General features: G+C 49.0%; 9 protein-coding genes. All 9 read left to right on the plus strand.

Translation table 11 applies throughout. The features are described from left to right. The 9 genes from WH37_RS11790 (at window position 1) to WH37_RS11830 (ending at window position 12,430) form a co-directional block, all read left to right on the plus strand. On the plus strand, window positions 1-795 hold the full coding sequence (locus WH37_RS11790; RefSeq protein ID WP_046230747.1) for a phosphatidate cytidylyltransferase: 795 nt from the start codon (window positions 1-3) through the stop codon (window positions 793-795). A gap of 54 nt (window positions 796-849) precedes the next feature. Then, window positions 850-1,989 carry a 1-deoxy-D-xylulose-5-phosphate reductoisomerase gene (locus WH37_RS11795; protein WP_046230748.1) on the plus strand — a complete coding sequence of 380 codons (1,140 nt, stop codon included), beginning with the start codon at window positions 850-852 and terminating at the stop codon, window positions 1,987-1,989. Window positions 1,990-2,075: 86 nt separating this feature from the next. Beyond that, window positions 2,076-3,341 carry an RIP metalloprotease RseP gene (gene rseP / locus WH37_RS11800; RefSeq protein WP_046230749.1) on the plus strand — a complete coding sequence of 422 codons (1,266 nt, stop codon included), beginning with the start codon at window positions 2,076-2,078 and terminating at the stop codon, window positions 3,339-3,341. Between the two features lie 6 nt (window positions 3,342-3,347). After that, complete coding sequence (gene proS / locus WH37_RS11805; protein WP_046230750.1) at window positions 3,348-4,796, plus strand: proline--tRNA ligase; 1,449 nt, start codon at window positions 3,348-3,350, stop codon at window positions 4,794-4,796. Between the two features lie 506 nt (window positions 4,797-5,302). Further along, window positions 5,303-9,613, plus strand: a complete 4,311-nt coding sequence (locus WH37_RS11810) for a PolC-type DNA polymerase III (protein WP_046230751.1) — start codon at window positions 5,303-5,305, stop codon at window positions 9,611-9,613. A gap of 212 nt (window positions 9,614-9,825) precedes the next feature. Next, window positions 9,826-10,287, plus strand: coding sequence for a ribosome maturation factor RimP (gene rimP, locus WH37_RS11815; protein WP_046230752.1), 462 nt, complete (start codon window positions 9,826-9,828; stop codon window positions 10,285-10,287). Window positions 10,288-10,625: 338 nt separating this feature from the next. Beyond that, on the plus strand, window positions 10,626-11,729 hold the full coding sequence (gene nusA / locus WH37_RS11820) for a transcription termination factor NusA (RefSeq protein ID WP_046230753.1): 1,104 nt from the start codon (window positions 10,626-10,628) through the stop codon (window positions 11,727-11,729). Window positions 11,730-11,775: 46 nt separating this feature from the next. Then, window positions 11,776-12,090, plus strand: coding sequence for an RNase P modulator RnpM (rnpM, locus tag WH37_RS11825; RefSeq protein WP_046230754.1), 315 nt, complete (start codon window positions 11,776-11,778; stop codon window positions 12,088-12,090). Continuing rightward, complete coding sequence (locus tag WH37_RS11830; protein ID WP_046230845.1) at window positions 12,083-12,430, plus strand: L7Ae/L30e/S12e/Gadd45 family ribosomal protein; 348 nt, start codon at window positions 12,083-12,085, stop codon at window positions 12,428-12,430. The genes rnpM and WH37_RS11830 overlap by 8 nt, the downstream gene beginning before the upstream one ends. Window positions 12,431-12,441: the final 11 nt, after the last annotated feature.

Here is a 12,441-nt window from a genome sequence, read left to right on the forward strand (position 1 = left end):
TTGAAACAGCGAATAGTGACGGGAGTAGTAGCAGGCGCATTTTTTATTGCGCTTGCAGTAGCGGGAAGCTGGCTATATGCCGGCCTGCTCGTATTGCTCGCGATGGTAGGCTTTACTGAATATGTCAAGATGAACGGCCAAGCTTGGGCTCATCCGGCTTCATTGCTCGGATACGCGGGTGTGCTGTTTTTTGTGCTACCATGGAACTTGATTGGGGTAGAGACGCCATCCTTCATGTTTATTACCTGGGTGCTGGCATTCCTGCTGCTCGCTTTAACAGTCTTGACCAAAAACAAAACAACGATAGACCATGCGGCGCTTATGCTGCTTGGTGCACTGTACGTTGGCATGGGCTTTGGAGCGATGAATACGGTTAGACAGATGGATGATCATGGCTTGTTTTGGACGTTTTTGCTTCTTGGCTGCATATGGTCCTCAGACATTGGCGCCTATTTTGCTGGGAAGGCTTTTGGCAAAAACAAGCTCTGGCCGTCGATTAGTCCAAATAAAACGATTGAGGGGGCGCTCGGAGGCGTTGTGCTGTCGCTTGTTGTGGCGGCTATCGGAGCTTTTTTCTTCCCCGACGTCATTGTACTTGGCGAAGCTCTCCTGATTGGGCTCCTTGCCGCTGTAGCTGGACAATTTGGTGATTTAATTCAATCTGCTTACAAACGAGTACGTGATATAAAAGATACAGGCCGCATTTTGCCTGGGCATGGCGGCATTCTGGATCGTTGCGACAGCTGGATTATCGTGTTTCCGTTGATCGTGCTCTCCGGTCTGCTCCCTATGTAATTTGTAAAATATGCAAAAAGCACATGTCTAATCCGAGTGTCAGAGGAGATTGAGATGAAAAAAATAACGATTCTTGGCTCAACAGGCTCCATTGGCACGCAAACGCTGGATGTTATTGCAAACGACCCGGAGCGTTTTCAGGTTGTCGGCTTATCGGCGGGCAGCAATACGGACCTGCTTATTCAGCAGGCGATCCGCTTCAAGCCATCCATCGTTTGCTTGTCAACGAAGGAAGCGGCTGAAGCGGTTGCCTCTTCGCTGCCTGCGGGAACTCGGGTCATTTATGGCGAGCAGGGCTTGATTGAGCTTGCTGGAGAGACGGAAGCCGATATTGTCGTTACGGCGATTATGGGCAGCAGAGGGCTCCCAGCGACGCTTGCCGCAATTGAAGCGGGCAAAATGATTGGCCTTGCAAATAAAGAAACGCTCGTAACAGCGGGCCATATTGTGATGGAACGGGCAAAGCAGAAGGGCGTCTCGATTATACCGATTGATAGCGAGCATTCGGCTATTTTTCAATGCTTGAACGGAGAAGATCGCAGATCGCTTAACCAGCTTACGCTGACTGCCTCAGGCGGCTCATTCCGCGATCGCACGCGCGAGCAATTGAAGGGCGTTACTGTGGCGGAAGCACTGAATCATCCTAACTGGTCCATGGGGGCTAAAATCACAATCGATTCTGCCACAATGGCCAATAAAGGGCTGGAAGTCATTGAAGCCCACTGGCTGTTTGATGTTACATACGATCAAATCCATGTTCTTGTTCATCCAGAGAGCATTATTCATTCCTATGTGGAGTTTACTGACCATAGCGTAATTGCGCAGCTGGGGCTTCCTGATATGCGCGTGCCGATTCAATACGCGCTGACGTATCCGCATCGCTATCCAACACCAACAGGCCGGCTTGATTTGGCCGCGATTGGCAAGCTTCATTTTCGAGAAATGGACTTTGAACGGTATCCGTGCCTTCGTCTCGCTTTCGAATGCGGCAAGGCGGGACAATCAGCACCAACGGTATATAATGCGGCAAATGAAGTAGCGGTGGCCCGGTTTCTTGCTGGCGAAATTGAATTTTTGGATATTGAGCGTACGATTGAGGAAGTGCTCTCTCGCCATCCTGTAACGGTGGTCGATACTCTGGAAGCTATCGCTGAAGTCGACAGCTGGGCACGTCAAATGGCTGCTACTGTGTAACTTGTGCGCTGCCTCGCGGTTCTCTTGTAACGGGTAGGAGAATAATGATAATCTATGTACAGGCCGTTACGAACAGGAGGCTCTATATGGAGACGATTCAGATTGTTTTATTAACCGTGCTCGTGTTTTTTGTAATCGTGACTATCCACGAATGGGGCCACTATTATTTTGCCAAACGAGCAGGGATATTGGTTAGGGAATTTGCCATCGGTTTTGGACCTAAGCTCATTTCCATTAAGCGCGGTGAAACGCGATTTACCATTCGCCTCGTTCCGGCAGGTGGCTTCGTCCGTATGGCAGGCGAGGATCCGGAAATTGTGGACGTTGCCTCGGGACAGACGATTGCCATCAAGCTTAAAGACGATAAGGTGACGAGATTGTACCTGGACCGTCTGGATGAGCGCAGCGGCGTCATTCGTGGCGAAGTGACTCAGATAGACTTGGAGAGGGATTTGTTCGTTACGCTCGACATTGAGGGCGAGAAGGAACGTTTTTCGCTGCATCCACAAGCTTTGATGATTACCAAAGGCAAAGAAACGCAAATTGCGCCGCTGGACAGACAGTTCGGCAGCAAATCGGTAGCTGCGAGAGCACGTGCTATTTTTGCTGGTCCGTTTATGAATTTTGTGCTGGCGTTTGTATTGTGTGGCGCTTATATTCAACTCGCGGGTACACCGGAAAATTTGCTTGTTGATTCGATTAGCAAGGGGATGCCGGCTGAAAAGGCCCAATTGCAAAGCGGCGACATGATTCAGGCAATTAATGGTACGCCGATTGGTACGGATTATGATAAAATGATTGAGATTATTGGCAGCTCGCCTGGGGTGCCGATTCAAATGGACATTGTGCGAGGTGGCGTAGCGCAGAAGATAGAGCTGACGCCAGCTTCGGATGACAAAGGAGTCGGTAAAGTCGGCATCACTGCTACTTACAAGACGCGCACGGCAACCATTACAGAAACGGTAACTGGCGCGGGTAAGCTGATGAAGCAGATGACCGTTATTATTTTCGAAGGCTTTAAGAAGCTCGTAACCGGGGATTTTAAACTGGATGATTTGGGCGGGCCTGTGCGTACTGCAGAGGTGACCAGCCAAATTGCCAAGCAGGGAATCGCTGAATTGACGCGATGGACCGCCATGCTGAGCTTGTATTTGGGGATTTTCAACCTGCTGCCGATTCCAGCACTGGATGGAAGCAGACTTATTTTTCTCGGGCTGGAGGCGCTGCGCGGCAGACCAATTGATCCGAACCGGGAAAGCATGGTTCATTTCGTCGGGTTTGCGCTCATTATGCTGCTGATGCTGGTAGTAACCTATAACGATATTTTGCGATTGGTGCGAGGGGAGTCTTAACCTTTTATGTCTAAGGATAAAAAATTTGTTTCGGAAATTACGCCGCAAAGCGAGGATTTCTCGAAATGGTATATTGATGTCATCAAAAAAGCCGAGCTTATGGATTATTCACCGGTGCGCGGATGTATTATTTTTCGCCCGGAAGGCTATGAGCTATGGGAAAATATTCAACGCGATTTGGACCGCCGCTTTAAAGAAACCGGACATCGCAACGCGTATTTCCCACTCTTTATTCCAGAAAGCTTTTTCCAGAAGGAAAAGGAGCATGTCGAGGGCTTTAATCCTGAGCTTCCTTGGGTAACGGAAGCAGCGGGTGAGAAGCTTGAGGAGCGCCTTGCTATTCGCCCAACCTCGGAGACGATGTTCGGGCATATGTATGCGAAATGGATTCAATCGTACCGCGACCTGCCGCTGCTCATTAACCAATGGGCGAATGTCGTCCGCTGGGAGAAACGCACACTGCCTTTCCTGCGGACAAGCGAATTTCTATGGCAGGAAGGCCACACGGCGCATGAAAACGAAGAGGAAGCGCGTCAGGAAACGATGCAAATGCTGGGCATTTACCGTGACTTCGTCGAGGAGTTTTTGGCCATTCCGGTTATCGTAGGACAAAAGACGCCTTCAGAGCGTTTTGCGGGCGCTGTAGATACGTATTCGATTGAAGCAATGATGAAGGATGGCCGTGCCGTACAGGCGGGAACTTCTCATTACTTGGGAACGAAATTTGCCGTAGCTTTTGATATTAAATATTTGGATCGTGAAAATCAGCTGCAATTTGCCCACACGACCTCATGGGGTGTGAGTACTCGTCTCATTGGTGCTATGATTATGGTGCATGGTGACGATCGTGGTCTTGCTTTGCCGCCTAAAGTCGCACCAACACAAGTTATTATGATCCCAATTGGCCCCGCGAAAACACGCGACCAAGTCGTTGGCCGGGTAGACGAGCTGTATGCCGAGCTTAAAAACGCGGGTGTTCGCGTCAAGGTAGATGACCGTTCCGACGTTAGCCCAGGCTGGAAGTTCAATGAATATGAAATGCGCGGTATTCCGCTTCGTCTGGAGCTGGGGCCACGTGATATGGAAAATGGACAAGTTGTACTCGTATCCCGCATTAGCGGCGAGAAGAAGGTAGTCGAGCAGGCTAATCTTGTCGCTGAAGTGGAAGCGATGCTTGTACAAATCCATAATGAGATGTTTGAGAAAGCGAAGCAGTTCCGCGAGGATCATTTCTATTCGGTAGATACGCTGGATGAAATGAAGGCATCGCAAGAGGAGCAGCGCGGCTTTGTGCTTGCAGGCTGGTGTGGTTCGGAAGCATGCGAGAAGCAGGTCAAGGAAGAGACGGGCGCAACAAGCCGCAACATTCCATTCGAGCCTGCCGAGAAAAAGAGTACATGCCTCGTTTGCGGCGACGCCGCCGAGCATACAGTCGTTTTCGCTCGCGCTTACTAGAAGGAGCTCGCCTATAGCAAAAGACCGTCTTCGTTCTAATGTTTGAAGTGCATTGTACGCAACAGAATCTTTCGCTTTTTCTTTCATTTTAATTTGTATTTTATTGTTCTGTATTGTGTTTTGATGTGTTATGCTGATTTCAAAGCAATTTCAAGGCAGGGAAATGGAATCAACCATTTCCCTGCTTCTATGAGAAGTGCTGGCTTAGCGAGCGCTTATACGACGGTTTTTGCAGGGGGAGAGCGAGGTTAAGGGGGCAAGCGGAGTGAAAGGTTTGAGCTGGAGAAGCGTTAGCGTTAGAGTTTTCCGAAGGAAAGCAGCTTCGTAAGCATAAGCTTTGCTTTTGGATTTCAACCGCTGATGCGGCTTGATTATTGAAGAAATCCGAAAGCAATGGCGATCGTAAGCCAAACCTTTCACGCAGCGCCGATTCCCCTCAACCGAGCCGATCCGTACCCATTGCAACAGCGAAAATAAGCCAGCGAGCGTTAGGAGTGGATAAAATCATGAGCCAAACCGACAACAAGAGGCAGCGCTTTGAGCTGCTGCTGCAGCAGTCGGAATTACCGCAGGAAATGATACAATCCTATTTTCAGGATGGTTATATAGATCAGGTTGTAGTCGCCAAAAACAACCGCAAGTGGACGTTTTGCATTCGCAAAACGTCTTTGGTTCCTTATAAGGCCTATAGTGGATTATGCCAGGCGGTCAAGCAAAAGTTTGCTCATATTGCCGATACGTCGTTCCAATTTATATACGATGAGCAGCTTTCTTCAGAAGAGCTTGCGGACGAATATTGGCCGCTTTTCAAAGAGTGGGCGCAGCAGGAAATTGCATCGGTTAACGGTTGGCTTCTCAAAGCAACGATCACGACGGAAGGCGATGTTATTACGCTGCTGATGCTGGATGAAATGGGACTGGAGCTGGCACGCAAAAAGCGGATGGATGAAGAAATTACTCGCTTTTACGAGCGGCAATTTAGTCGAAGCTATAAAGTAAAGCTTGCCGTTGGCGAAGCTAAAGCGGAGGTTTACGAAGAGTTCGAGCAGCGCCGGGTAGCTGAGGAACGCGAGGTCATTCAGCAAATTATGGCCAGCGCGGCAGCTGAGGAATTGGGCGATGATGGCGAGCCGCCAGCCAGACTAGCGGTCGGATATGACATACGTGAAGAGCCGGTTCCGTTGATGAACATTCGCGAAGAAGAGAAGAAAGTAACGGTGCAAGGAGCCGTTTTCGGACTCGATAAGAAGGAGCTGCGCAACGGAAGCACGCTTTTTACATTCAACCTGACCGATTTCTCCGATTCCCTGTCGCTAAAAATGTTCGCCAAAACAAAAGATGATGTTAAAGTGCTGGATCTATTGTCCAACGGCAAATGGGTGAAGGCGCGAGGCAGAGTTGAATATGACCGCTTTATGCAGGAGCCGGAGCTTGTCATGATGCCGAATGATTTGCATGAGGTTCATGCCCCGGCGGAGCGCAAAGACAACGCAGAGGAGAAGCGGGTAGAGTTTCATCTGCATACGACGATGAGCGCAATGGATGCGGTGGCTCCTATTGATGCTTATGTAAAGATGGCAGCCAAATGGGGACATAAAGCAATGGCGGTCACTGATCACAGCAACGTGCAATGTTACCCAGAAGCAGCCAAAGCTGCGAAAAAGAACGGCATTCAGCTATTATTCGGCCTGGAGGCTAATGTGGTAAATGATGCGGTCCCGATGGTTCTTAATCCGCGGGAGCAGCCGCTTGCTGGCTCCGAATATATTGTTTTTGATATCGAGACGACGGGACTTTCGGTCATTAACAACAAAATTATCGAGCTTGCCGGCGTGAAAATGAAAGATGGCAAAGAAGTGGCGACATTCGCCACCTTCATTAATCCGCATGAGAAAATCCCTTATCATATTCAGCAATTGACGAATATTAACGATGAGATGGTACAGGATGCGCCGGAGCTCGAGCCGAAGCTGCGAGAATTTATTGAATTTATTGGCGATACCGTACTCGTTGCCCATAACGCTCGCTTTGATATCGGGTTTTTGCAAGCAAACTGCAAATCGCTTGGCCTGCCGGAAATTAAAAACCCGGTCCTTGATACGTTGGAGTTGGCAAGATTTTTGCATCCAAGCTTGAAAAACCATCGTCTCAATACGTTGTCGGCAAAATACAAAATCAGTTTGGAAAACCATCACCGGGCGATTGACGACTCCATCGCCTTGGGCGGCGTATTGTTCGGCTTGATTGGCGATGCGGCAGAACGAAATGTGACAGGCCTTCATCAATTAAATGATTATGTGGGTATCGATTTATCGAACAGTCGCCCGTTTCACTGCTGTATTTATGCACTGAACGCGGTCGGCAAGAAAAATTTATATAAGCTTGTGTCGCTTTCCCATACGCAGCATTTTAAACGGGTAGCAAGCATTCCGAGGACGAAGCTGGTGGAGCTGCGCGAAGGGCTGCTCGTCATATCCGGATGTGAAAAAGGCGAGTTTTACGAAACGGTGCTGAATAAATCCTACGAGGAAGCTGTAGAAGTCGCGCGCTTTTATGATGTGCTGGAAATTCAGCCGATTGATTTTTACATGCACTTAGTGGACAAAGGGCTCGTCGGCAGCCGTGCTGAAATTGAGCAAGCACATCGCCGTGTGTGCCAAATTGCTGATGAGCTGGGCAAGCCGGTTATTGCAACAGGCAATGTCCATTACTTGAATCCGCGGGATAAGCTGTTCCGCGACATTGCAATCCATGGCATAACGGGCTTTAGCCCGCTCAAAGATATGCGCAAGCCGGATGCCCACTTCCGCACGACCGATGAAATGCTTAAGGAATTTGCGTTCCTTGGAGAAGCGCGGGCGTATGAGGTCGTTGTGACCAATACGGTACAGCTCGCTGAACGCTTTGAGCCGTTTGACCTGTTCCCGCCGGAATTGTTCACGCCGATTATGGAGGGAGCGGAAGAGGAGATCCGCACCACCTGCTACAATACAGCAAAAGGCTTTTATGGCGAGGACCTGCCGCAAGTCGTCATAGACCGTCTGGAGAAAGAACTTGTGCCGATTATTAAATTTGGATTCGCCGCCAACTATTTAATTTCCGAGCGTCTGGTGAAAAAATCGAATGAGGATGGTTATTTGGTCGGCTCCAGGGGTTCGGTTGGTTCCTCCGTCGTAGCTACGTTTCTCGGCATATCCGAGGTTAACCCGCTGCCAGCGCATTATATGTGCCAAAATTCAGCTTGCAAGCATAGCGAATGGTTTCTCGATGGCAGCATACCGAGCGGCTTTGACCTTCCCGACAAATCTTGTCCAAAATGCGGTGAGCCGCTAAAGGGCGAAGGTCAGGACATTCCGTTTGAAACGTTCCTTGGCTTCAAAGGCGATAAAGTTCCCGATATCGATCTCAACTTCTCTGGCGAATACCAGCCGATTGCCCATAATTACACGAAGGTGATGTTCGGGGAAAAAGCGGTATTCCGGGCAGGGACGATTGGTACAGTAGCGGAGAAAACGGGCTTCGGCTTTGCCAAGAAATATGAAGAAGCGAACGGTAAAAAATGGCGCGGCGCCGAGCTGTCCAGACTGGCAGCTGGTGTCACGGGCGTCAAGCGCAGCACAGGCCAGCATCCGGGCGGTATCGTCGTTGTGCCGGATTATATCGAGGTAGAGGATGTAACACCTGTCCAATATCCGGCCGATGACGTAAATGCAGAATGGAAGACGACCCATTTTGACTATCATGCTTTTGAGACGAATTTGCTTAAGCTCGATATACTCGGGCATGATGATCCGACGATGATGCGGATGCTTCAGGATTTGACTGATGTTGATCCAACGACGATCCCGATGAACGATCCTAAAGTAATGAGCATGTTCAATTCGACCAAAGCGCTTGATGTTTCTCCTGAGAAAATTCGCACGCCTGTAGCCACGTACGGTGTTCCAGAGATGGGTACGAAGTTCGTTCGGCAAATGCTGCAGGAGACGCAGCCGTCTTCTTTTGCCGATTTGCTGCAAATTTCCGGCTTGTCCCACGGAACTGGCGTTTGGCTCGGCAATGCACAGGAGCTCATTAAGAAGGGAACCTGCAACATCAAAACCGTTATCGGCTGCCGGGATGACATTATGCTCTATTTAATCTACAAGGCGGGTATGGATGCGGGTCTGGCCTTTAAAATTACCGAGAGCGTGCGTAAGGGCAAGGGGCTTTCCGACGAATGGATCGAAGAGATGAAGCGCTGCAAAGTGCCGCAGTGGTACATTGACTCCTGCTTGCGCATTGAGTATATGTTTCCGAAGGCGCATGCCGCGGCCTATGTTATTTCGGCGGTGCGGACAGCCTACTTCAAGCTGTATTATCCGATTGCTTATTATGCGACCTATTTTACCGTTCGCGCGGAGGATTTTGACCTTGAAATTTTGTGCCAAGGCTACGATGCAATCAAACGCAAGCTGATTGAAATTGAAGAAAAAGGCTTTGCGGCGCTACCTAAAGAGAAAGCGAGCATCTCGCTGCTCGAGATGGCGCTTGAGATGACAGCGCGCGGCTTCTCTTTTAAACCGATTGATTTGTACCGTTCGGATGCGACAAAATTCCAGGTCGATGGCGATTCGCTCGTGCCTCCGTTTGCGGCGATTCCGGGCATTGGAGAAAATGCCGCACGCAATATAGCGGCTTCCCGCAACGACGGCGAGTACCTGTCGATTGAGGATTTTCAGCAAAGATCGAAGGCAAGTAAAACGATTGTTGAGGTGCTGAACGGGATGGGCTGCTTCCGTGGATTACCGGAATCAAACCAGCTGTCGCTGTTTTAAAACGTGGTATATCGGCATTTGTACAGCATTTCAACTTGAAAAGTTTTCTTGTCACTACTTATGCGGTTATGTTATAATTTTCGTGGCAATGATGTTGATAAGCGTTTGATGCAGAAGAGTGGGGAAACCCACTCTTTACGTTTTGTTTTCGGGTCTTTAAGGGTCTGAAAGGCCAAATCAATCGTTTGGACCGAACGGGAGGTAGCAGCAATTTGAGCATTTCCAAAATCAAAACCGTCGTGGAAGAAATGGTCACACCGTTTCTAAGCGAAAATGGATTTGAACTTGTTGATATTGAGTACGTCAAGGAAGGAAGCAACTTCTTCCTCCGGGTTTCAGTAGACAAGGAAGGCGGCATTGATATTGACGAATGCGGCCGTATTAGCGAATTTTTAAGTGAACAGCTGGACAAGAACGATCCGGTAACGGATGCTTATTTTCTTGAAGTGTCGTCGCCTGGCGCCGAAAGGCCGCTTAAGAAAGCCGAAGATGTGCGTAAAGCCGTCGGCAAGCACGTATACATTACGACCTATGAGCCGATTAACGCATCCAAGGAATTTGAAGGCGACCTGATTTCATTCGATGGAGAAGAGCTTGTAGTCAAAGTCGGCAAGAAAGAGCATGCCATTCCTTATGCTAAAGTGGCGGGAGCACGCCTTGCTATCGTTTTTTAAAATATAAGCATTTATAAGTATCACACTTATAATGGCTTATATTTCACCCTTGAAACGGTAGCTTTGCCGTCAGAGGACGGCTTCAGCCGTTTACGCTTGACGTATAGGAAAGTATATGAAATTGCTCATACTTTCTCTATACGTTTCGCCGAAACGATGGCATCTATAGAAAGGACGCCGTCAGGCGTTTCTTCTTAAAATATAGGAAAGGATATCCTAACGTAATCCTTTCTCTATATTTCTCGGACTGAAACGCGCCGCGCCGCCAAAGAACGGCGACAGCCGTTTCACCTTAAACAACAACGTTTGTTATTATTGAAGGGGGGACCAGAGTTCCAATGAGCATGGATTTTATTGAAGCATTATCGGAAATAGAGAGGGATAAAGGGATAGCCAAAGAAGTGCTGATTGATGCGATCGAAGCAGCGCTGATTTCAAGCTACAAGCGGAACTTTAACGCTGCGCAAAATGTGCGTGTCGATATTAACCGCTACACGGGCGTTATTAAAGTATATGCCCGCAAGACGGTGACGGACGAGGTGCTTGATCCCCGTTTGGAAATTACAGTAGAAGCGGCGCGCGAAGTGAATCCGCATTACCAGCTTGATGATGTGGCGGATATTGAAGTGACGCCTCGTGATTTTGGCCGTATTGCAGCACAAACCGCGAAGCAGGTCGTGACGCAGCGCATTCGCGAGGCAGAGCGAGGCTTGATCTACAATGCTTTTATCGACAAAGAAGAGGATATTGTGAATGGTATCGTGCAGCGTCAGGACGTTCGCAACCTGTTTATCGATTTGGGTAAAGTAGAAGCGGTTATGCCGCTTACAGAGCTGATGCCGACCGATAAATTCAAGCACGGAGACCGTGTCAAATCGTATATTACGAAAGTGGAAAATACGACTAAGGGTCCGCAAATTATTTTATCGCGTACGCATCCAGGTCTGCTTAAACGTTTATTTGAGCTAGAAGTTCCGGAAATTTACGACGGAGTCGTTGAAATTCGCTCGGTTGCGCGCGAGGCTGGCTTCCGTTCGAAAATTGCCGTTTTCTCGCGCAATGACGAGGTTGACGCTGTAGGCTCATGCGTAGGTCCGAAGGGCATGCGTGTACAAACGATTGTTAGCGAGCTGAAAGGCGAGAAGATCGATATCGTTTGCTGGTCTGAAAATGTCGAAGAATACGTTGCGAACGCGCTGAGCCCATCTAAAGTGCTTGAAGTTATCGTTTTTGAGCAGGAAAAAATGGCCCGTGTCATTGTACCGGATTATCAGCTGTCGCTTGCAATCGGGATTAAAGGGCAAAACGCGCGTCTAGCGGCGAAGCTGACTGGCTGGAAAATCGACATTAAAAGTGAATCGCAAGCTGAGCAGGAGTACGGTCGTCCGAAAACGATGACGGCAGTTATGCCGCAAGATTCGGTTTCCATTGATCTGGCTTAACTAATATATCGGCTGCGTTCATCAACGGGTAAAGGGGGGATGTGCGATGAGACCGAGAAAAGTGCCGCTGCGCAAATGCGTAGCCTGCCAGGAAATGAAACCGAAGAAAGAGCTTATTCGGGTCGTTCGAACGCCTGATGAGGAGATTCTAATTGATCTTACTGGCAAAAAAGCCGGTCGGGGCGCCTATTTGTGCGGGAAAGTCAGCTGCTTTAAGCTGGCCAAAAAGACAAAAGCACTGGATCGAGCTTTGAAGCAACCTGTTGGCGTAGCCATTTACGACCAGCTTGAACAGGATTTCATTGCGGTAGAGGAAGAGTTTCTGGCAGAAAAGGAGCGGGTAAGCGATGAAGATGAATAAAGGCTTGTCCTCGCTCGGCATGGCCATGCGAGCTGGAAAATTGGTTACTGGCGATGAAATCGTGCTCAAGGCGGTACGTAAGGGAGAGGCGCATCTCGTCATTATTGCGGGTGACGCATCTCCAAATACGAAGAAAAAGTTTCAAGATAAATGCAACACCTACGGGGTAGAGCTCGCCGAAGCGTTCGACCGCGATCAACTTGGAAAAGCTATAGGAAAACTGGAACGAGTCGTACTGGCGGTAACTGACGCAAAGTTCGGAAAAATGATTGCGGGTCATCTGAATCAAAATTCGGAGGTGGATCATATTGAACAAACCACAGGACAGCAAGGACAATAAAGATAAGCTGC

Source organism: Paenibacillus algorifonticola, assembly GCF_000971975.1.
Lineage (GTDB): Bacteria > Bacillota > Bacilli > Paenibacillales > Paenibacillaceae > Pristimantibacillus > Pristimantibacillus algorifonticola.